The 20,863-nt window shown below is 64.7% G+C and carries 23 protein-coding genes and 1 tRNA gene; 11 read left to right on the top strand and 13 right to left on the bottom strand.

What is annotated here, in order from left to right; genetic code table 11:
- Window positions 1-145 precede the first annotated feature (145 nt).
- The 3 genes from ACE10X_RS00320 (at window position 146) to ACE10X_RS00310 (ending at window position 3,622) form a co-directional block, all read left to right on the top strand.
- Complete coding sequence (locus ACE10X_RS00320; RefSeq protein ID WP_038387669.1) at window positions 146-1,444, top strand: MFS transporter; 1,299 nt, start codon at window positions 146-148, stop codon at window positions 1,442-1,444.
- A gap of 148 nt (window positions 1,445-1,592) precedes the next feature.
- Window positions 1,593-2,690 (top strand): ISAs1 family transposase, encoded by a 1,098-nt coding sequence (locus ACE10X_RS00315; protein WP_038389016.1) that lies wholly within the window; start codon window positions 1,593-1,595, stop codon window positions 2,688-2,690.
- Between the two features lie 56 nt (window positions 2,691-2,746).
- On the top strand, window positions 2,747-3,622 hold the full coding sequence (locus ACE10X_RS00310; protein ID WP_038389020.1) for an NAD(P)-dependent oxidoreductase: 876 nt from the start codon (window positions 2,747-2,749) through the stop codon (window positions 3,620-3,622).
- Window positions 3,623-3,724: 102 nt separating this feature from the next.
- On the opposite strand, the gene ACE10X_RS00305 is transcribed toward ACE10X_RS00310, so the two are convergent.
- Window positions 3,725-4,060, bottom strand: a complete 336-nt coding sequence (locus tag ACE10X_RS00305) for a GIY-YIG nuclease family protein (protein WP_038382805.1) — start codon at window positions 4,058-4,060, stop codon at window positions 3,725-3,727.
- Window positions 4,061-4,174: 114 nt separating this feature from the next.
- Window positions 4,175-4,840: a glutathione S-transferase family protein gene (locus ACE10X_RS00300; protein WP_038382804.1), complete on the bottom strand. Its 666-nt coding sequence runs from the start codon at window positions 4,838-4,840 to the stop codon at window positions 4,175-4,177.
- A gap of 119 nt (window positions 4,841-4,959) precedes the next feature.
- Between ACE10X_RS00300 and ACE10X_RS00295 the strand changes: the two genes are divergently transcribed.
- The 4 genes from ACE10X_RS00295 (at window position 4,960) to panE (ending at window position 8,794) form a co-directional block, all read left to right on the top strand.
- Complete coding sequence (locus ACE10X_RS00295; protein ID WP_038382803.1) at window positions 4,960-5,541, top strand: DUF2239 family protein; 582 nt, start codon at window positions 4,960-4,962, stop codon at window positions 5,539-5,541.
- 202 nt (window positions 5,542-5,743) lie between these two features.
- Window positions 5,744-7,042 (top strand): MATE family efflux transporter, encoded by a 1,299-nt coding sequence (locus tag ACE10X_RS00290; protein ID WP_375764667.1) that lies wholly within the window; start codon window positions 5,744-5,746, stop codon window positions 7,040-7,042.
- Between the two features lie 110 nt (window positions 7,043-7,152).
- Window positions 7,153-7,758, top strand: coding sequence for a 2-hydroxychromene-2-carboxylate isomerase (locus ACE10X_RS00285; RefSeq protein WP_038382800.1), 606 nt, complete (start codon window positions 7,153-7,155; stop codon window positions 7,756-7,758).
- Between the two features lie 115 nt (window positions 7,759-7,873).
- The gene (gene panE / locus ACE10X_RS00280) at window positions 7,874-8,794 is read left to right on the top strand and encodes a 2-dehydropantoate 2-reductase (protein ID WP_304557399.1); all 921 of its coding nucleotides are present in this window, start codon (window positions 7,874-7,876) and stop codon (window positions 8,792-8,794) included.
- A gap of 163 nt (window positions 8,795-8,957) precedes the next feature.
- On the opposite strand, the gene ACE10X_RS00275 is transcribed toward panE, so the two are convergent.
- The 3 genes from ACE10X_RS00275 to ACE10X_RS00265 all read right to left on the bottom strand — a co-directional run bounded on the left by ACE10X_RS00275 (window position 8,958) and on the right by ACE10X_RS00265 (window position 11,799).
- Window positions 8,958-9,539, bottom strand: a complete 582-nt coding sequence (locus ACE10X_RS00275) for a cytochrome c (RefSeq protein WP_038382795.1) — start codon at window positions 9,537-9,539, stop codon at window positions 8,958-8,960.
- Window positions 9,540-9,734: 195 nt separating this feature from the next.
- Window positions 9,735-11,012 carry a sorbosone dehydrogenase family protein gene (locus ACE10X_RS00270; RefSeq protein WP_038382794.1) on the bottom strand — a complete coding sequence of 426 codons (1,278 nt, stop codon included), beginning with the start codon at window positions 11,010-11,012 and terminating at the stop codon, window positions 9,735-9,737.
- Between the two features lie 268 nt (window positions 11,013-11,280).
- Window positions 11,281-11,799: a DUF2865 domain-containing protein gene (locus ACE10X_RS00265; protein ID WP_244435700.1), complete on the bottom strand. Its 519-nt coding sequence runs from the start codon at window positions 11,797-11,799 to the stop codon at window positions 11,281-11,283.
- Here ACE10X_RS00265 and ACE10X_RS00260 point away from each other — a divergent pair.
- Window positions 11,798-12,064, top strand: a complete 267-nt coding sequence (locus tag ACE10X_RS00260) for a hypothetical protein (protein ID WP_244435699.1) — start codon at window positions 11,798-11,800, stop codon at window positions 12,062-12,064. The genes ACE10X_RS00265 and ACE10X_RS00260 overlap by 2 nt on opposite strands.
- Window positions 12,065-12,221: 157 nt before the next feature.
- Here the strand turns inward: ACE10X_RS00260 and ACE10X_RS00255 are convergent.
- A tRNA-Gly gene (locus tag ACE10X_RS00255) sits at window positions 12,222-12,296 on the bottom strand.
- A 160-nt stretch (window positions 12,297-12,456) separates the two neighbouring features.
- On the bottom strand, window positions 12,457-12,948 hold the full coding sequence (locus ACE10X_RS00250; protein WP_051002787.1) for an SRPBCC family protein: 492 nt from the start codon (window positions 12,946-12,948) through the stop codon (window positions 12,457-12,459).
- Between the two features lie 221 nt (window positions 12,949-13,169).
- On the opposite strand from ACE10X_RS00250, the gene trxA reads away from it, so the two are divergent.
- Together trxA and ACE10X_RS00240 are read left to right on the top strand one after the other, a co-directional pair.
- On the top strand, window positions 13,170-14,090 hold the full coding sequence (gene trxA / locus ACE10X_RS00245; RefSeq protein ID WP_038382792.1) for a thioredoxin: 921 nt from the start codon (window positions 13,170-13,172) through the stop codon (window positions 14,088-14,090).
- Between the two features lie 30 nt (window positions 14,091-14,120).
- Complete coding sequence (locus tag ACE10X_RS00240; protein ID WP_038382791.1) at window positions 14,121-14,795, top strand: LON peptidase substrate-binding domain-containing protein; 675 nt, start codon at window positions 14,121-14,123, stop codon at window positions 14,793-14,795.
- 70 nt (window positions 14,796-14,865) lie between these two features.
- Here the strand turns inward: ACE10X_RS00240 and ACE10X_RS00235 are convergent, their stop codons facing one another.
- From ACE10X_RS00235 to ACE10X_RS00210, 6 genes are all read right to left on the bottom strand, one after another.
- Window positions 14,866-15,420: a cytochrome b/b6 domain-containing protein gene (locus ACE10X_RS00235; protein WP_028342033.1), complete on the bottom strand. Its 555-nt coding sequence runs from the start codon at window positions 15,418-15,420 to the stop codon at window positions 14,866-14,868.
- A gap of 10 nt (window positions 15,421-15,430) precedes the next feature.
- Complete coding sequence (locus ACE10X_RS00230) at window positions 15,431-15,721, bottom strand: PepSY domain-containing protein (protein WP_038382790.1); 291 nt, start codon at window positions 15,719-15,721, stop codon at window positions 15,431-15,433.
- A gap of 227 nt (window positions 15,722-15,948) precedes the next feature.
- Window positions 15,949-18,483 carry an EAL domain-containing protein gene (locus ACE10X_RS00225; RefSeq protein WP_038382796.1) on the bottom strand — a complete coding sequence of 845 codons (2,535 nt, stop codon included), beginning with the start codon at window positions 18,481-18,483 and terminating at the stop codon, window positions 15,949-15,951.
- A 161-nt stretch (window positions 18,484-18,644) separates the two neighbouring features.
- Entirely contained in the window at window positions 18,645-19,067 is a 423-nt protein-coding gene (locus ACE10X_RS00220; RefSeq protein ID WP_038382789.1) for a PaaI family thioesterase, read from the bottom strand.
- Window positions 19,064-19,870, bottom strand: coding sequence for a crotonase/enoyl-CoA hydratase family protein (locus ACE10X_RS00215; protein WP_038382788.1), 807 nt, complete (start codon window positions 19,868-19,870; stop codon window positions 19,064-19,066). Before ACE10X_RS00215 ends, ACE10X_RS00220 begins: the two co-directional genes overlap by 4 nt.
- An 11-nt stretch (window positions 19,871-19,881) precedes the next feature.
- Window positions 19,882-20,232 (bottom strand): hypothetical protein, encoded by a 351-nt coding sequence (locus ACE10X_RS00210; RefSeq protein WP_038382787.1) that lies wholly within the window; start codon window positions 20,230-20,232, stop codon window positions 19,882-19,884.
- Between the two features lie 94 nt (window positions 20,233-20,326).
- Here ACE10X_RS00210 and ACE10X_RS00205 point away from each other — a divergent pair, with 94 nt between their 5' ends.
- Window positions 20,327-20,863: a TetR/AcrR family transcriptional regulator gene (locus ACE10X_RS00205; protein ID WP_038382786.1), complete on the top strand. Its 537-nt coding sequence runs from the start codon at window positions 20,327-20,329 to the stop codon at window positions 20,861-20,863.

Raw genomic sequence — 20,863 nt, 5'->3', positions numbered from 1 at the left:
CCGAAAAGATCATGCTCAAACTAAAGACCTAGAAGTGGCAAAACCCGCCTTTGCCCCACCTGCAACATCGCGATAGATTGGCGGTCCGCGTAACTCCGGCCGCGGATCGCAAAGAGCCGGTGAAAGATTTCTCCGGGGAACGCGCATGAGCACGGCCGAATCCAAACCGATGGAAGTTGCAGAGATCGAGGACACCAGCCTCCTCGCCTTCTATCGCGACATGAACCTGCAGGAGCGGCGCACGTTCTGGGCCTGCGCGTCGGGCTGGACGCTCGACGGCATGGATTTCATGATCTATCCGCTGGTGATCGGCACCATCATCACGCTATGGAAAGTTGACCCCGGCACCGCCGGGCTCGCCGGCACCGTGACATTGCTGGCCTCCGCCGTGGGCGGTTGGCTCGGCGGCTATCTGTCCGACCGCATCGGGCGGGTGAAGACGCTGCAGCTCACCATCATCTGGTTCTCGTTCTTCTCGCTGGTCTGCGCATTGGTGCAGAATTTCGATCAGCTCCTGATCGCCCGTGCGCTGCTCGGCCTCGGCTTCGGCGGCGAATGGGCGGCCGGCGCGGTGCTGATCGGCGAGGCGATCCGGCCGCAATATCGCGGACGCGCGGTCGGCTCGGTGCAGTCCGGCTGGGCGGTCGGCTGGGGCCTCGCGGTGCTGGCGCAGGCGATCCTGTTCTCGGTGCTGCCGGCGGAGAACGCCTGGCGCTGGATGTTCGTGATCGGCGCGCTGCCGGCGTTGCTCGTGTTCTATCTGCGCCGCTACGTCACCGAGCCCGAAATCTCCGCCGCGACCATGGCGCAGGCGCAGGCCTCCGGCAGCGGCCCCGCCAAGTTGTGGGAGATCTTCCACGGACCGATCCTGAAGACCACGCTGCTGGCGTCGCTGGTCGGCACCGGCATGCAGGGCGGCTATTACGCCATCACCTTCTGGGTGCCGCGCTTCCTCACCACGGAGCGCAAGCTCTCCGTGGTCGGCTCGACCGGCTATCTCGCGACGCTGATCATCGGCTCGTTCATCGGCTATCTGGTCGGTGCCTGGCTCGCCGACCGGATCGGCCGGCGCAACCTGTTCCTGATCTTCTCGATCGGCGCCATCGCGGTGGTGCTGCTCTACACCCAGCTGCCGCTGTCCAACGAGGTGCTGTGGGTGCTGGGCTTCCCGCTCGGCTTCTTTGCCTCGGGCTATTTCTCGGGCATGGGCGCGTTCCTGACCGAACTGTATCCGACCCGGCTGCGTGGCTCGGGCCAGGGCTTCTGCTACAATTTCGGCCGCGGCATCGGCGCGCTGTTCCCGTTCCTGGTCGGCGCGCTGTCGACCACGACCACGCTCGCCAACGCGATCGCGATCTTCGCGGTGGCGGCCTACGGCGTGTTCTTCATCGCCGCCTACGCGCTGCCGGAAACGCGCGGGCGCGTGCTGCATGCGGATGGGTAGGCGGTGAGGTAGGGCTGTGGCGGCGCCGCTTGCTCGGTCGTCCCCTCCCCCCTGCGGGCAGGGGAATCGCATGTGTGCGCGTGCAAGTAGTTGCCGAATCGAAGGAAAGGGATTCTGAAGGCAGTTCCTGATCTGAAGGGAGCGGCCGATGCAACGATTTGCCGAGTGCTTTGAGGATTTGCCGGACCCGCGGGCCGACAACGCGCTGCATGACCTGACCGAGATCTTGTTCATCGCGCTGATGGCGACGCTGTGCGGGGCGACGAGTTGCACCGATATGGCGCTGTTTGCCCGGATGAAGGCCTACCTTTGGCAGGATGTGCTGGTGCTCAGGAACGGCCTGCCGAGCCACGACACGTTCAGTCGGGTGTTCCGGATGCTCGACCCGAAGGCGTTTGAGGTCGCGTTCCGGCGTTTTATGAAGGATTTTGCGCAAGGCGCGAAGATCAAGCGGCCGCGCGGTGTGATCGCGCTCGACGGCAAAGCGTTGCGACGCGGCTACGAACGCGGCAGGAGCCACATGCCGCCGGTGATGGTGACCGCCTGGGCGGCGCAGACGCGCATGGCGCTTGCCAATGTGCTGGCGCCGAACAACAACGAAGTCGACGGTGCCCTGCAGTTGCTTGAGCTCTTGCAGCTCAAGGGCTGCGTAGTCACGGCCGATGCCCTGCATTGCCACCGCGCGATGGCCAAAGCGATCGTGGCACGGGGCGGTGACTACGTGCTGGCGGTGAAGGCGAACCAGCCCGCTCTGTTGGAGGATGCCAAAGCCGCAATCTGCGCCGTCAAACGCAAGGGCAAGACTTCGCTCGCCACCACCGATGCGGACCATGGACGCACCGACAAGCGTGTTGCTCTCGTTGCGCCGGCTCCCGGCATGGCCAAGAAGCACGACTTCCCGGGCCTCAAAGCTGTCGCCCGCATCACCAGCAAGCGTGGACAGGACGACACGGTCGAGCGCTACTTCCTGATGAGCCGCCCCTACAGCCGCAAAGACGTCCTGCGTATCGTCCGCGCTCATTGGGGCATCGAAAATAACCTGCACTGGCCGCTCGATGTCACCCTCGACGAGGACCTCGCCCGCAACCGCAAGGACAACGGGCCGGCCAACCTGGCCGTGCTCAGGCGCCTGGCCCTCAACGTCGCCCAAGCCCACCCGGACACGACAGGCTCCTTGCGCGGCAAGCTCAAACGCGCCGGATGGAACGATGCGTTCCTCTTCGAACTCCTCGGTCACATGCGATAGCCCTGCCCTTGCGGGGGAGGGAGCCCTGATAGTGTGCGTCCTAACAGGAGGCTGCCATGACATCCCTCAAAGGCAAAACGCTGTTCATCTCGGGCGCGAGCCGCGGCATCGGGCTGGCGATCGCGCTGCGCGCCGCGCGTGACGGCGCAAATGTCGCGATCGCGGCGAAGACCGCCGAGCCGCATCCGAAGCTGAAAGGCACGATCTACACCGCCGCCGACGAGGTCCGCGCCGCCGGCGGCAAGGCGCTGCCGGTGCTCTGCGACATCAGGGACGAGGCGCAGGTGATGGCGGCGATCGAGCAGACCGTCGCCGAGTTCGGCGGCATCGACGTCTGCGTCAACAATGCCAGCGCCATCAGCCTGACCAATTCGCAGGCAACCGACATGAAGCGGTTCGACCTGATGATTGATATCAACACCCGCGGCACCTTCATGGTGTCGAAATACTGCATTCCACACCTGAAGAAGGCGGAGAATCCGCACATCCTGATGCTGTCCCCGCCGCTCGACATGAAGACGAAATGGTTCGAGCACTCGACCGCCTACACGATGGCGAAGTTCGGCATGAGCATGTGCGTGCTCGGGCTGGCGGGCGAATTGAAATCGGCCGGCATTGCCGTCAACGCGCTGTGGCCGCGCACCACGATCGCGACCGCCGCGGTCGGCAACCTGCTTGGCGGCGATGCCATGATGCGCGCGAGCCGCACGCCCGAGATCATGGGCGATGCGGCCTACGCGATCATCACCCGGCCGTCGCGCGAATTCACCGGGCATTTCTGCATCGACGACAAGGTGCTCTATGCCAATGGCATGCGCGACTTCGAGCGCTACCGCGTCGATCCCTCGGTGCCGCTGATGTCGGACTTCTTCGTGCCCGACGACGACGTGCCGCCGCCCGGCGTCACCGTGCAGCCGCTGCCGTCACACTAAAGCGCGATGAGATTAGGTTGAATCATCATCGCGCTTTAGCTCCTTGTCTCAGCATGATCTTTCCGGAAAACCGCGTCGCACTTTTCCGGATCATGCTTTGAGCTACACCGCGAACGCATTCAGCTCTGCGCGCCAATGCTGCACGCGCTCCTTCAGCAGCGTGTCGCGCACATAGGCAAGCTCCTCGTCCTCGATCCGCTCCAGCGTTTCGAGTGAGAGATGATCCGCGCCGTGGGCCGTCCAGGCGCGCTGCAGCTCCGCGTTGCGATGGCTGCCCATCCGCAGCGTGAACCAGATGCGGTTCTCGATCTTGTCGAGATCGAGCGCCTGCCCGACCCAGACCTCGCCGGTCGCGCGGCAGCGGATCGCGAACACGCCGGCAACGCTCGCGCGTTTCTTGTAGTCGGCGATGGCTTGCTTGCGGTCCTCGATCTTCATGACGGCTCCAATGGTCCAGGAACGCTATTTATACCCGGGCATTATTGACAAGGCAATATTACCCGGATAAAAAATAGCAGCATCGAAACCCGAGCCGCTGTGATGACCGCGAATTTACCGGCCGACTTGATACGGCCCGCCCTTCTCCAGCGCTCGCGCATAGGCCGGGCGGGCGTGGATGCGCTCGAGGAACGCGACGCACCTGGGATGGCCGTCCTCGAGCCCGCCGCGCGCCGCGGCAGCCTCGAGCGGAAAGCTCATCTGGATGTCGGCGCCGGAAAACTCGCTGCCGGCGAACCATTCGCTCTTGCCGAGCTCGCCCTCCCAATAGGCCATGTGCTGCTTGAGCTGCGGATTGACCAGCGTCGACAGCGCCGTGTTGGACACCTTGCGCACCAGGGGCCGCAGCAGCGCCGGCGCGCGCTTCGGCATCAGCGTGAACAGGAGCTTCAGCAGCAGCGGCGTCATCGCCGACCCCTCGGCGTAGTGCAGCCAATAGGTGTAGCGCAGCCGCTCCGGCGTATCGGCCGGCGGGATCAGGCGCCCGTCGCCGCAGGTCGCGATGATGTATTCGAGGATCGCGCCGGATTCCGCGATCGTGTGACCGTTGTCGGTGACGACGGGCGACTTGCCGAGCGGATGGATCGCGCGCAGCTCCTTCGGCGCCCGCATGTCGGGCTGCCGCTGGTAGCGCACGATCTCGTAGGGCACACCCAATTCCTCGAGCAGCCACAGCACGCGCTGCGAGCGGGAATTGTTGAGGTGATGAACCGTCAGCATGGGCATCCTCTGAAATGGACGGCGTTTGGCGCCAGCCGGCAACACGAAAATCGAGATCCACGCGCCGTGATTGCTAATGATTACCCGGGCAATAGGTCGCGCAATCGGAGAGGTCTACCATGAATCCTGCCTATGTCGCCTTCGAAGGCGAGCACCGCATCGGGGCCGGCGACCTCCCGGAGGTTGCGCGCACCGCCAAGCAACACCTCGACCAGCGCAAGGACGCCGCGATCCTGGTGTTCAACGGCCGCACCTCGGCGCTGGTCGATATCGATTTTCGCGGCTCGGTCGACGACGTGCTGGGCCGCCTGCCGAAGCTCGCGCCTCCGCCCGACGGGGAGCCGGCGGCGCCGACCGCGCCGCGCGGGCCCGGTCGACCGAAGCTTGGCGTCGTCGCGCGCGAGATCACGCTGTTGCCACGGCATTGGGACTGGCTCGCGCAGCAGAAGGGCGGCGCATCGGTTGCGATCCGCAAATTGATCGACGAGGCGCGGCGCTCAAGCGGCGACAAGGACCGCACGCGCAGCGCGCAGGACGCCGCCTATCGCTTCATGACTGTCATGGCCGGCAACCGGCCGAACTATGAAGATGCGATCCGCGCCCTGTTCGCCCACGACCGGCGCCGCTTTGCGGCGCTGATCGCGGACTGGCCGGCCGATATCCGCGATCACGCGATCCGGCTCGCCTATAGCGCGGACTAACGCTTTTGAATAGTCCGGATGAGTAACCTCGAACGGGATGTCGTCCCTGCTCCCGTGCGCAATTGCGCACTAGGCAGGGACGACAGCGGTACGTGCTGCCTGACCTACTCACCAAACCGCACAAGCTCGGTACCATTCCTGGAAATTGAACGTGTCAAAGCCTCCTTCCCTGCGCAAAGCCTTCCTCGCCTTTCTCGCGCCGATGCTGCTCAGCAACGTGCTGCAGTCGCTGTTCGGCACCATCAACGGCGTCTATCTCGGCCAGATGATCGGCGTCGACGCGCTCGCCGCCGTCTCGGTGTTCTTTCCGGTGATGTTCTTCTTCATTTCCTTCGTGATCGGCCTGAGCGCCGGTGCCTCGGTCATGATCGGCCAGGCCTGGGGCGCCGGCGAGCCCGACCGGGTGAAAGCGGTCGCCGGCACCACCATGACCGTGACGCTGCTGCTCGCGCTGGCGATCGCGATCCTAGGCGGCCTGTTCGCGCGCCCGCTCTTGATCGCGCTCGCGACGCCATCCGACGTCCTCGACGCCGCGGTGGCTTATGCGCGGATCATGATGATCACGATGCCCATCACCTTCGCATTCCTGCTGCTGACGGCGATGATGCGCGGCGTCGGCGACACCGTGACGCCGCTGGTTGCGCTGACGGTCTCGACCATCGTCGGCCTGGTGGTGACGCCGGCACTGATCCGCGGCTGGCTCGGCCTGCCGATGCTCGGCGTCGCCAGCGCCGCGGTCGCCTCCACGGTCTCGGGCGTGGTCACGCTGCTGTGGCTGCATGTCCATATGCTGCGGCACAGCCATGCGCTGGCCTTCGACGCCGCGTTCCTGCGCGCGATGCGGCCGAACGGCGCCCTGCTGCGCATCGTGCTGCGGCTCGGCATTCCGACCGCGATCGGCATGGTGGTGGTCTCGCTCGCCGAGCTGGTGCTGCTTGGCCTCGTCAACGGTTTCGGCTCGGACGCCACCGCGGCCTATGGCGCGGTTAACCAGGTGATCGGCTATGTGCAGTTTCCGGCGATCTCGATCGCAATATCGGTGTCGATCTTCGGCGCGCAGGCGATCGGCCGCGGCGATTCCGCCCGGGTCGGCGCCATCGTCAGGACCGGGATCGAGATGAATCTCGCGCTGACCGGCGGGCTGGTCGTGCTCGGCTATCTCTTCGCGCGGCCGCTGATGGGCTTCTTCATCGTCGACAGTGCCGTGCTCGGGCTGGCGCAGCAGCTCTTGTACATCGTGCTGTGGAGCATGGTGCTGTTCGGCATGGCGACGGTGTTTTCGGGCGCGATGCGCGCCGTCGGCACGGTGTGGATGCCGCTGTTGCTCTCGACCCTCGCGATCGCGGTGGTCGAGGTGCCGGTCGCGATCCTGCTCAGCCGCGCCCTCGGCGTCAGCGGCATCTGGATCGCCTATCCCGTCACCTTCGCAACCATGTTCGTGCTGCAGATGGCCTACTACGCCCTGGTATGGCGCAAGCAGACCATCAAGCGGCTGATTTGACATCGCGCGCCGCGGCTCACATGATGATTATCATATTCTACTGATGGCGCCTGCGACAGCAGGTCCATGCTAGACAAGTCCAAACGAGACAAGCCGAGGGAGAGACTGCCGTGAGCCAAAATCCGCAATTCCTGTTCGATTTCGGCAGCCCCAACGCTTTCCTCAGCCATGAAGCGATCCCGGCAATCGAAAAGCGCACCGGCGTCAAGTTCGAATATGTCCCGATCCTGCTCGGCGGCATCTTCAAGGCCACCAACAACAAGTCGCCGGCCGAAACGCTGGCGGGCGTCAAGAACAAGCCGGAGTTTCAGAAGATCGAGACCGAGCGCTTTCTCAAGCGCTTCAACGTTAAGCCCTACACCTGGAACCCGTTTTTCCCGGTCAATACGCTGAACCTGATGCGCGCGGCGGTCGCCGCGCAGTTCGAGGGCGTGTTCGAGAAGTATATCGAGGCCGCCTTCCACCACATGTGGGTCGAGCCGAAGAAGATGGACGATCCCGAGGTCGCCGGCAAAGCCATCGCCTCCTCCGGCCTCGACGCCGCAAAACTGTTCGCCCGCGCGCAAGACGCGGATGTGAAGGCGAAGCTGATCGAATATACTTCATCCGCCGTCGAGCGCGGCGCGTTCGGCTCGCCGACCTTTTTCGTCGGCAACGAGATCTTCTTCGGCAAGGAGCAGCTGCGCGAAGTCGAGGAAATGGTATCGGGAAAGTGAGATGAGCGAATGGCCAATAGCGGGTAGCGAATAGTCGAACAGCATCCTTATCTATTCGCCACTCCCATTCGCCATTCGCCCGCGGGCAGCGAACAACAAAGAAGGACAAATTCCCATGCGCGTTCTCGTGGTCGGCGCCGGTGCGATCGGCGGTTATTTCGGTGGCCGGATGCTTCAGGCCGGCCGCGACGTCACCTTCCTGGTGCGCCCGCGCCGCGCTTCTGAACTCGCCTCCGCCGGGCTCGTAATCAAGAGCCCGAACGGCGACGTCACGTTGAACAACCCGCCGACCGTGCAGGCCGACAGGCTGTCGGACAAGTTCGACGTCGTGCTATTGAGCTGCAAGGCGTTCGATCTCGAGGATGCGATCAAGTCCTTTGCGCCCGCCGTCGGCGACAAGACCGCGATCATCCCGCTGCTCAACGGCATGCTGCATCTCGATGCGCTCGACAAGACGTTCGGCGCTCGGCATGTGCTCGGCGGTCTGTGCGCGATCGCGGCGACGTTGAACGAGAAACGCGAGGTGGTGCAACTGCAGCCGATGCAGTCGCTCGGCTTCGGCGAGCGCGCCGGCGGCCTGTCGGACCGGGTGCGCGCGATCGCCGAGACCTTCTCCGCGATCAACGGCGCCAACGCCAGCGAGCACGTGATGCAGGACATGTGGGAGAAGTGGGTGTTTCTGGCCTCGCTCGCCGCCTCCACCAGCCTGATGCGGACCTCGGTCGGCAACATCCTGGCCGCGCCCGGCGGCAAGGATTTCCTGCTCGGCATCCTCGACGAATGCAGCGCGATCGCCGCCGACGCCGGCCATGCCCCGGGCGGCCCGTTCTTCCAGCGCACCCGAGGGCTCCTGACCACCGAGGGCTCGCCGATGACCGCATCGATGTTCCGCGACATCAAGGCGGGGCTGCCGGTCGAGGCCGATCACGTGATCGGCGACCTGATCGTGCGCGCCGACGCCGCCAAGATCCCGGTGCCGAAGCTGCGCACGGCCTACACGCATCTCAAGGCGTATGAGAAGCAGCGACAGGCGTAACACAACCGGTGTCGTCCCTGCGAAAGCAGGGACCCATACGCCGCGGCCCTTCGATTGAGGCGGTCGTGGTTGATGTCTCTTCAAGGCAATTGAAGCCGGTGGTTATGGGTCCCTGCTTTCGCAGGGACGACACCATCTTTACGGCTACAAATGATCTCTACGGCTACAGATGCGCCAGATAATGCGCGAGTGCGGTGATCTCTTCGTCGCTCAGCGGATAGGCGACATCGGCCATCGCGGCCTGTGCCCCACCGGAGCGCAGGCCCGACTTGTAATCGTGCAGCGCCTTGACGAGATATTCCTCGCGCTGGCCGGCGATGCGGGCCACCGCCTTGGTACCGGCAAACGTATCGCCATGGCATGAGGCGCAGCGGCGGCCGGCGGCGGCCTGCTTGCCCTTTTCGGACAAGTCCGGATTGTCGTCCTTGCCGCCCTTGAACGGCGTCAGCGACGCGAAATAGGCGCCGAGATTTCGGATGTCGTCGTTGTTGAGCTGCTCGACGATCGGCTGCATCTGCTCGTTCTTGCGCGCGCCGGCGCGGAAGAACACCAGCTGCCATTGAACGTACTGGTCGAGCTGGCCTGCGAGCGAGGGAATGTTCTCGGTCTGCGAGATGCCGTTGTCGCCGTGGCAAGCGGCACAGATTTCGGCCTTCGCCTTGCCGGCGGCGACATCGGCGGCATTGGCAAGAGGAGCCATCGCGATCGCCGAGGCGAGCAGAACTCCGAGGGTCACAACGCGCATTGCCAGTTTTCTCCGTGTGTCATTGCCGGGCTCGACCCGGCAATCCATCTGGCTTGAAAAAGGGTTTCTTGGTTTGGATGGATGCCCGGATCAAGTCCGGGCATGACGAGTCCGTTCCTTTGCAGGCGTGCCCGAACCACGTGAATGAGGCTGCGGTCACCTCTCGGCCACCGCAGCCTCATCTTGCTTCATCCGCTACTTCTTGCTGTAGCTGATGCGATAGATCGCACCGGCCCAGTCGTCGGCGACGAGGATCGAGCCATCCTTGTCGAGCAGGATGTCGGCCGGACGGCCGAGATAGCCCTGGTCACCCTCGATCCAGCCGGAAGCGAAGATGTCCTGCTTGGCGTTCTTGCCGTCGGGGCTCGCGGTGATCCGCACGATGCGGCCGCCCTGGTACTTGTGCCGGTTCCAGGAGCCATGCTCGGCGATCAGGATGCTGTTCTTGTACTCGGCCGGGAATTGGCTGCCGGTATAGAACTTCATGCCGAGCGGAGCCACATGCGCACCGAGATTGTACACCGGCGGGGTGAACTCCGAACACTTGTGACCCATCGCGAACTTGGTGTCCGGCAGGTTGCCCTGGTGGCAATAGGGATAGCCGAAATGCTCGCCGATCTTCGAGATCATGTTGAGCTTGTCGCTCGGCAGATCGTCGCTGATCCAGTCGCGGGCATTCTCGGTGAACCAGTATTTGCCGGTGCGCGGATCGACGTCGCCGCCGACCGAGTTGCGCACGCCGAGCGCCCAGATCTCCGCATTGCCGGTCTTCGGATCGACGCGGCGGATCTGCGACACCGAGGTCGGCGGGATGCCGATGTTGAAGGGCGGGCCGAACGGAATGTAGAACCAGCCGTCCTTGTCGACGGCGATGTATTTCCAGCCATGCGCCGCGTAGGACGGCATGTCGTCATACACCACCTTGCCGCTGCCGAGATTGTCGAGATTGGCTTCGGCGTTGTCGTACTTGATCAGCTTGTCGACCGCGATGACGTAGAGCGCGCCGTCGCGGAAGGCGAGGCCGGTCGGCATGTTGAGGCCCTTGAGGATGGTCTTGACCTCTTTCTTGCCGTTGTTGTCCTTGATCGCATAGACGTTGCCGAGTCCGAATGAGCCGACGAACAGCGTGCCCTTGTCGCCCCAGGCCATCTGCCGCGCGGCGAGCACGTTCGAGGCATAGACCTCGATCTTGAAGCCCGGCGGCAGCTTGATCTTCTTCATCATCGCCGCGAGCTCGGAATCGGACGCGCCGGTCGGCGGACCGGACGGCGGGGCAAGGCCCTTCTGCGCCTCGGTCTCGTCGCCGAGGAACCAGTCATCCGGCGGATGGGTCCAGAATTCCTTGGTGCCCGATTCGTACTTCTTCAGCGCACGATTCTTGTCTGTCTGTTGCTGCGCACTGGCGAAGGTCGTCCCCGCCAGCAGCGCGATCGCCGCGAACGCAAGTATTGATCGATTGAAAGCGGATTTCATCGCGTCACTCCCCTACGCAAGCCGTTGCAGCTTGCCTGTTATTGATTTTGAACGCCCTGAGAGATGATGGTGGCGGTCTGTGAGGTAGGTCAGACGGCAAAATGGTAGCACATCCATCGAGGCTGAAAAGCGCGTGGAGTTGTGTGCGCTGCGTCAAAACTAGTTGAGACGATATTTGAGACGAAATTTTCCTGAGCGGCCTGCCTGATAACAAGGCATTCTGCACCGCAGCGTGATATTCGAATGAAGCTAACGCCTGTGATCGCCGCTATCGCGACGACAGGCGCGCCAGACCGAGCGCTTGCGCCTTGGCCTTCGACAGCGGCCTGAACAACACGCTGCGCCGCTGCCCGCTCGTGATCGCCGCGATCTTGAAGCCGTCATCGGCGGCGATGATGTCGCCGGTCCGAAGCGTCATGTCGTCCTCGATCGCGATCGGCGACAGGCCGGTCGACGCGCCGGCGCTGCACGAGCATTGCGGCACCATCTCGCGCTGGAAGCGGAATGCATTGGCAAGCGTCTTGTAGGTCTCGCCCGCTTCGGTTCTGGCACTGTCGATATCGGAGCCGGAGTACAGCTTCACCTCGGCGGCGGGACAGGCCGCCTCGCATGCCTTGACGTCCGCCGTCTCGCTCACGCGCGGCAGCGGAAAGAAGCGGCCGTCGCAGGTCCTGACGCAGAAGTTTTGCTGGCCGCCCCGGTACGACCGCGTCGTGATGTAGACCCGCGCTCGCGGCCGTTCGGCCGGCTCGAAGTCAGGCGCCGGCCCAAAGCCAAAGCCAGGCATGGGAGAGAAGCTGGGCGCCGGGGCATACGCCGAGTCGCTCGGCAATTGCTGCGCCGACGCGCCCGAACATGTCCAAACGCCGACGAGCACGACCAGCGCAGCGACGCTTGCGCGAGCCAAGCGGCGCTTTAACCCAGGAGCCGGCTTCCAACTGATCGACATCGTTCACGCGCTTGCCGCGCCGGCAAAACCGGCCGCAACTATTCCAACGCCAACACAACCACAGATTTCTATCAGTTTTGAGAATGCATCGTCTGTCGGTTAACAAAAGCCGGAAACCGCCACAGCGGGCCGCGGCATCTTGACCTCGCAATCGCGGCTTGGAGATGCGGCCAGTAGCCGGACAGCAAAAAGCCCGCGCCAACGGGCCGCCCTCATCAGCGGGCCTTCATCAGACTGTCAGCTCGGTCAGCGAGAAGTTTTGGAGCGGGCGAAGGGGCTCGAACCCTCGACCCCGACCTTGGCAAGGTCGTGCTCTACCACTGAGCTACACCCGCATCCGAAATGGCGGCGATCGCTCGCCGGCAACGGCAGACCTATGCCAAAAGCTGTCTGTGAATGCAACACAAGAGCGCGGTCCGAACCTCACGAAATCGCCCGGTTTCCCTAAAAATTGACCTCGAATCGGCCGAAACCGGCCGTGCCGCCGATTTCTTTTTAGATTTCCGCCGGAACTTGACTCAGGGCCATCTCATCCCGGAGCGATTCGAGCCAGGTCTCGAACCAGCCGGTCAGCGTCTGCGTCAGCTCGACGCGGCGGGCCGGGTCGCAATCGAACACGGCCGACCATTCGATAAAGGCCCGGTCGCCGTCGATCACCGGAGTTACCCGCAGGGTCGCGCTGAAATCCGTCACCGGCAAGGTCGGGGTGTCTGCAAATTCGTAGGTCTGGAAGCGTTCGACGTCGGACTGCGCGAGCAGCCGCTGCCGGATCCGCCGCTCCCGGTACAGCACATTGCGCACGGCCCCGACGGTATCGCCAGATTTGCCGTCCTCAATCTCGCTCGTCCCCGCGCCATGGACCCAGACCGGGTAATTGTTGAAATCGCGGATGATTTTCCAGACCTCGCCGGCCGGCTGCTCGAACACCGTGCTGTAATAGGCCTTTGCCACGGGCGCTCCCCTGCTGCCATGAAGGATCGCCATCATCGGCCGTTCCGCGGCACCAACCCACCCGATCTCCGATGGAACGGGACCGGCGGCCAAGCGATTGAATTTTGCTGGCTGACTGCCATTTACGGAGCATGATCCCGGAAACCGGTTCCCCCTTTTCCGGGATCATGCTCTAGCTGACAGAACGGCTGAACGTGCCGTTCCGGGCGTGCTAGAACGCCCCCGGATTTCCGACCTCAGAAGCAGGCGAGGACAACGTGACGATAATGGAGCAGGGCGGCCCCACGCCCGAGGCAGCGCCCGATCTGATCAAGGAGACGACGACCCAGACCTTCGTCAAGGACGTCATCGAGGAATCGCGCCGTCAGCCGGTCATGATCGACTTCTGGGCGCCGTGGTGCGGTCCCTGCCGCCAGCTCACGCCGATCCTGGAAAAGGCGGTTCGCAACGCCAAGGGCCGGGTCAAGCTGGTCAAGATGAACATCGACGAGCATCCGCAGATCCCCGGCCAGATGGGCATCCAGTCGATCCCGGCCGTGATCGCCTTCGTGGGCGGCCAGCCCGCCGACGGCTTCATGGGCGCGGTGCCGGAGAGCCAGGTCAACGCCTTCATCGAGAAGATCACCAAGGGCGTGCCGGCCGCCGGCGAGCCCAATCTCACCGAGATCCTGGCCGAGGCCGACGCCGTGCTTGCCGAGGGCGACGCCGCCCAGGCCGCGCAGATCTATGCCGAGGTGCTGGCGCACGACGCCACCAACATCGCGGCCCTCGCCGGCCTCGCCAAGTGCTACGTCACGTCGGGTGCGATGGAGCAGGCCAAGCAGACGCTGGCGATGGTTCCGGAATCCAAGCGCAACGACGCCGCGGCGAAGGCGGTGCAGGCGGCGATCGATCTCGCCGAACAGGCGGAAGCGGTCGGCCCGGTCGCGGAGCTGGAACAGAAAGTCGCCGCAAACCCGCTCGATCATCAGGCCCGATTCGATCTCGCCACCGCGCTCAATGCCATGGGCAAGCGCACGGAAGCGACCGAGCAATTGCTCGCCATCGTCAGGCGTGACCGCAAGTGGAACGACGACGGCGCGCGCAAGCAGCTGGTGCAGTTCTTCGAGGCGTGGGGCGGCACCGATGAGGCAACCGTCGAGGGGCGCAAGCGGTTGTCGACCATCCTGTTCTCGTAAAGCACGCCCGTCACAGCAGCGGGACCGCAGATGCCGATCAATGCCGAATATCGCGGACCCGGCGAGCTCCCGGAGGTGATCCCGGTGTTCCCGCTGCCGGGCGCGTTGCTGCTGCCGCGCGGCCAGATGCCGCTCAACATCTTCGAGCCGCGATATCTCGCGATGATCGACGACGCGCTGCGCGACGGCCATCGCCTGATCGGCATGATCCAGCCCGACGTGACGCATTCGCAGAAAGAGGCGAAGCCGGCCCTGTTCCGGATCGGCTGCGTCGGCCGCATCACCCAGCTCGCCGAATCCGGCGACGGCCGTTACATCCTCGAACTGACCGGCGTCGCGCGCTTCAAGGTGGTCGAGGAGCTCACCGTGCAGACACCGTACCGGCAGTGCAAGGTCGACTTCTTCTCCTTCGTCGGCGACTTCACCGCGCGCAAGGGTGAGGAGGCCGTCGACCGCAAGGCGCTGCTCGAAGTGCTGGCCGATTTCCTGGAAGCCAACAATCTGAAGGTCGACTGGGAAGGCATCGAGTCCGCGCCCAACGAGGCGCTGGTCAATGCGCTGGCGATGATGTCGCCCTATGGTCCGGCCGAGAAGCAGGCGATGCTCGAGGCGCCGGACCTGAAGACCCGCGCCGAGATCCTGATCGCGGTCACCGAGATGGACCTCGCCAAGAAACGCACCTCGGGCGACCCGCCGGTGCAGTAAAGCGCTTTCGAGCGAAGCGGCTACCGGTTCGCGTGAAGAAAGCGCGGCAGACCAAAAAGCGTCTCGCCCATCAGCGATTGCGCAGTTGCTTGCGGCCGGTGAACATTGCGCGCACCAGGTTCTGACGCTGCAGCAAGCCGACCACGATGACGCCGAGCACGTGCAGGGCGACCAGGATGATGACCGCATCCGAGGCATAGGCGTGGGTGTCCTCGACCCACCAGACACCGAAGAAGGTCACGGTGACCTCCATCGCGCCCGTGATTGTCGAGATCGCAAGCAGGAACAGCAGCGCCACCAGCATCACGGTGCCCGCCGGATTGAGCCCGATATAGCGCCCGGTGATGCCGCGGCGAAGATTCCAGATGTAGCGCGGCGCCGCACGCAGGCGGACGCCGAGCCTGCCGAAACGCGCGTAGCGCGTGCCGGCAAAGCCCCAGATCAGCCGGAACGCCAGCAGCCCGATCACCGAATAACCCGCCAGCCGGTGCAGCCGGTCATAGGTGCTGGGCGTCACCCAGGCGACCAGGACGAGGATGGCGAGCGCCCAGTGCCACAGCCGCAGCGGCAGGTCCCAGACCTGCACGCTGGTCGCGCCGCGGGCGCCCGGCGCCGCCTTCGTCATCGCGCCTGCTTCACTTCGCGATGGTGTGCTTCAGGCTGAGATCTTCCGGGCTGTAGAAAAGCTCGTAGAGCTTGCCTTCCTTGACGCCGTACACCTCGTAGCAGGAGCCCTCGATTTTCGACCGGCGCACCTCATAGCCGAGCGCCTTGGCCTTGGCTTCGGCTTCGCTTGCCGGCTTCCACGACGCCTTGTCGAGCTTGGTGCAATTCTTGTAGCCGTCGGCGAACGCCGCCGATCCGGTCAGCCCAAGAACGCTCCCAAGGACGCATGCTGCAAGCGCAGCGCTCAAAATCACTCTCACGCGTATCTCCCCTCCGTTGACAATCATGCCCACAACGCCTTCGCGCAGGGCACATGCGTGAAGAATGCTGAGGCGATTGCCAAGTCAAGGAAGCGCCGCGGAGGCTGGCTTTAGAGGAATTCTAACGGTCGCGAAAACCGCTTTGCGCTCCACGCGCAGTTTGGTTTTGACGGCGTGCTGCGGCCTTACGCCTCATGCGTATCGGGCCGCCCGGCGCAGCCCGTCGATCAGGACGCGGCACCCGCCATCGCGAGACGAACCGCAGGCCGTTCGGCCGCAGCCGGGGTTCGCCCGCCGATCATCTGTGCGACCTTCTCGCTCTGCACCGGCGGGCTGAAATGGAAGCCCTGCACTTCCACGCAGGCGTCGGCGCGGAGGATGTCGAGCTGCTCCCTGGTTTCGACGCCTTCGGCCGTCGTGGTCTTGCCGAGGCTGACGGCAAAGCGAACGATCGCGCGCGCGATCCGGCGCGACTCGTCCGATGCACCGGAGAGCTCGGAGACGAAGCTGCGGTCGATCTTGACCTTGTCGAACGGAAACTTCTGCAGAAAGCTCAGCGACGAGTAGCCGGTGCCGAAATCGTCGAGCGCGATCCGCACCCCGAGATCGTGCAGTTGGCTAAGCGCGGTAAACACCGCTTCGCTGTCCTGAATGATGGCCGTTTCGGTGACTTCGAGCTCGAGGCGCTCCGGCGAAATTCCGGCACTCGCCAGCGCGTGCACGATCACCGGGACCAACTCCGGACTCCTGAACTGCACAGGCGACAGGTTGATCGCGATCTTGAGGTCGTCGGGCCATTTGGCGGCTTCCGCACACGCGGTGCGCAGCACCCATTCCCCGAGCGGCACGATCAGGCCGGTCTCTTCCGCCAGCGGAATGAACTGCGCCGGAGATACCATGCCGCGTTGCGGATGGTGCCAGCGGAGCAGCGCCTCGAAGCCGCAGGTCTCCCCGCTCGCGACATGGATGAACGGCTGATAGTGCAGCTCGAACTCGCCATTGGCGAGCGCACTGCGCATGTCGCGCTCGAGACTGCGCCGGGCCTGCAGCAGCCGATCGAGCTCCGGCTCGAAGAAGCGGAACGAGCCGCGCCCGCCGCTCTTGGCCGAGTAAAGCGCGAGATCGGCGCTGCGCAGCACCTCGTCCGAATCGGTGCCGTCGCGCGGCGCGATCGCAATGCCGATGCTGGTCGTGGTGGTCACCCGGTGATCACCGAGATCGATCGGCTCGCTGAGCGCCTTCCTTATCTTCTCGGCGAGCAGGCCCGCTTCCGTGACCGGATCGCCGACATGGTCGATCACCGCGAACTCGTCGCCGCCGAGCCGCGCAACCAGCGTCGTATCGCTGACGCACCTGCGCAAGCGCGCGGCCACCGACTTCAGCAGCGCATCGCCCGCCGGATGCCCGAGCGTGTCGTTGACGTCCTTGAAGCGGTCGAGATCGAGCATCAGCACCGCAAGGCTCGGTCCGCCGCACCGGGCACCGGAGAGCGCGCGCTCCATCCATTCCTTGAGCAGCACGCGATTCGGCAGATCGGTCAGCGCATCGTGCTGCGCCATATAAGTGATCTTGGCCTCCGAGCGCCGCTGCTCGGTGACGTCGCGATGCGTCGCCACCCAGCCGCCGCCGGGCATCGGCTGCCGCGTCACGCAGATCAGGCGGCCGTCGGCGAGCTCGTCGACCCGGCTGCTGATCTCGCCGGCCGGGAGCGCGTTCAATGTCGCGAGCACCTGCGTCGCGGCGCTGTCGCTGGTCTCGCCCTTGAGAATGCCGTTGGCGATGCGATGCCTGATGATCTCGCGATGGGCCGTGCCGGGCAGCAGCAATTCCGGCGGCAGCCGGTACATCTTTGCGTAGCGATCATTGCAAACGACGAGGCGCTTTTCCGCATCGAACATGCAGAGGCCCTCGCCCATGTGGTTGATCGCGGTATCCAGCCGGAACCTCTGCTCCTCCAGCGCCTTCTGCGACGCCTCGACCTGCTGTCGCGCCGACGAAAGCTGGCTGATGATCTCCTCGAAGCGGCGGGTGCGAAGCGCCAGCCGGCGATCCGCGAGCACGCCGACCAGACTCATCCCGAGCACCGACAGCGCCACGCCGGCGATCACGATGGCGAGGAAGGCAGGCGAGAGCGACAGGGCCGCCGGAGCCTGCAACGGATCCGGGACGATCTCGACCGCGCCCATCGCGGTGAAATGATGCGACACGATCGCAAGCGTCAACAGCAGCGCCGCGACAAGCGACATCCAGCGGTCCTGACGGCGGACCGCGATCGCCAGCGCAGCGTAGCCGAAAAGCATGCCGAGCACGATGGAGGCCGCCACGAGATCGAGCGACCAGACCACGTGGCCTGGCACCTCCAACGCCCACATCCCGAGATAGTGCATGCTGGCGATGCCGGCTCCGATCACGGCGCCGCCGACCGGCGCGCGCCAGCGGCTGGAGTCGCTGGCGGCAAGGCCGAGGCCGCCGGATGTCAGCATCATCGCCGCGGCAAGCGACAGCGCGGTGAGGACGATGCCGTAGCCGGTCGGGATTCCCGGCTCATAGGCCAGCATGGCGATGAAATGCGTTGCCCAGATGCCGTAGCCGATTGCGGCTCCCGCGATCGCAATCCAGATCAGCCGCGTCCTCGCCTGCGATGCAATTGCGCGATGAAAAATATTGACGGCCACAATACTGGCAACGAAGCAGACCAGTCCGGCGAGCAGAACGAGCCGCCAGTCATGCTCACCTGAAAGGCACGTAAAAACACGAAACATGCGTCGGTCCATGGTTGTCCGTACGCACAGGCTAGGCTGATTGAATTGTCTTCTCGATAATATTCTGCAACTTTCAGTGGCATGGTTATCCGCGCGTAAGCCGATTCCGCACCGAAATTGATGGCTCCATAAATTTCACGGTCATGCGTGATCCGCGCGGCTTATCCTGCCAGCGGAACGAGTACGGTTTCACCGGTTGCAACCAGGGAGGTCTCGCCCTGCTCGTTCTCCGCAAAAAGTTCCGCCCGCGCGAAGACCTGCCTGCGTCCGGCACGCAATGTGGCGCCTTTGGCGATGAAGCAGCGGCCCAGCGCGGGCTTCAGGCAATTCATCGAGAAATGCGATGCGGTGACGGAACCCACGATAGACGCCGCGGCAAAGCCGCAGGCGGTGTCGAGCAGCGCCGCGATCACACCGGCGTGCAGGTGTCCCGCATATTGGGTGAGATCGTCGCGCCACGGCATCCGTAGTTCCACCGTGCCGGTGCCGGCGGAGACGACCTCGAAGCCGGCAAGCCGATTGAAGGCGGCCGACGCATTGGTCGCAACGAGACGTTCGAGATCGAAGCCCGGGCCAGTCGTCATGTAAAACTCCATTGTGGAGGCCGCCGCTCGAGATTCGCCCTGACGGCCTCAATGTGATTGGGCGAGCCGAGCAGAAGCGCCTGTTCGGCCGTTTCGGCTGCAAGTCCGGTCGCCGCATCGCGATCGGCTGCACGATTGAGCAGCCGCTTGGCGGCGCGGATCGCGTCCGGGCTGCGGTCCGCGATCGCGCGCGCCGTCTCCAGCGCGGCCTCGCGCGGCTGTTCGACGATCCGGGTGGCGAAGCCGTACCCGAGCGCATCGTCCGCGGAAAAGACGCGCGCGGTGTAGGTGAGTTCACGGACCACATCCTCGCGCGCGAGATGGCGCATCAGCTGCGTGCCGGCCATGTCGGGCACCAATCCCCATTTGGCTTCGATGATCGCAAGGCGCGTGCCGGGTGCGAGATATCGGATATCGGCACCGAGCATCAGCTGAAAGCCGCCGCCGAAGGCGATGCCGTGGACGGCGGCGATGACCGGCACCGGCAGCTCGCGCCAGAGCCACACCAGATGCTGGGCAAAGTTGGCAATACCGTGGGTCCGCCGGCCGAGATCGGCAAAGGGCAGGATGGATTCGCCCTCCGTCGTTGCGACCAGACGCTCCATGTCGAGGCCGGCGCAGAAGGCCTGCCCTTCGCCCGAGAGCACCACAGCGCGGAGCTTGCGGTTGTCCGCGAGCTGCGCACCGATTTCGGCGATCGCGGCGAACATCGCCGGATCGAGCGCATTGAGCTTGTCCGGGCGGTTGAGCCTGACGTCCGCGACGCCATCGGCGATGCTGAGGCTGATGCGATCGGTCGTCATGATCGCCCTCGCTAGTAGCCGGCGGCGGCGAGCGCCACCACGGCGCTCATCGCCATCCAGCCGAAGTGGCGGCCGCGGGTCGCTACCGCGTTGGCGAGCGCCGCGACGCCGAACACGACGCCGAGCGTTGCCACGATCCAGTGCCGCGCGGCATCGGAGGCCATCGCCGGCGCGGCGAGCAGCAGCACGCCGCCGCCGATCCAGGCGACGGTGCCGGCCTGATAGACTAGGTGAAGCAAGAGCCGCAGCCGCGGCGGCTCGACGGTGGCGCGCGCGAATATCCTGGTCTCGCCGAGCACGCCATGGATCAGGCTGACCAGAATGGCGACGACGCCGGCGCCCTGCAGCAGAAGATCACGCATCGCGATGCCTCCATACACTACTGTATGGATATGATACCAGCCGCTGGCGCCTGTCAATACACTTGTGTATGGTGGGCAGCGCGGACGGGGAACCATGACGGAACAGCTCTCGGTCAAGGACTGGCTCGATCAGGGCCTGAAGACGCTGGCGCGACGCGGCTTCACAGCGCTCAAGGCCGAGCCGCTGGCCAAGGCCATGGGCGTCTCGCGGGGCAGCTTTTACTGGCATTTCGCCGACATCGGCGCCTACCGCGCGGCGATCCTGACCCATTGGCGCGAGGTCGCGGCCGAGCAGGTGATCGCCGAGCTCGAGACCATTCCGGAAGGCGGCGACGCGCTGGCGCTGTTGCTGCGCCGCGCCTTCTCGGCGCGGCTGGCGCTGGAACGCGCGGTGCGCAGCTGGGCCACCGCCGATGCCGTGGCGCGCGCCGCCGTACTCGAGGTCGACCAGCGCCGGATCGGCTATATCGAAACCCTGCTCCGTCAGGCCGGATTCGACGACGACGTGGCGCGCGGCCGGGCGCAGATCTTCTATTGGGCGTTCATCGGCTACGCGCTGTCCGAGCAGGCGCTGCCGAAGCCGCGTCAGCAGGCCGCGATCGACGAGTTGTTGCGGATGGCCAAGCGCTGA

Source organism: Bradyrhizobium sp. Pha-3, from assembly GCF_042258325.1.
Lineage (GTDB): Bacteria > Pseudomonadota > Alphaproteobacteria > Rhizobiales > Xanthobacteraceae > Bradyrhizobium > Bradyrhizobium elkanii.
This window is presented reverse-complemented; position numbering and strand designations above follow the sequence as displayed.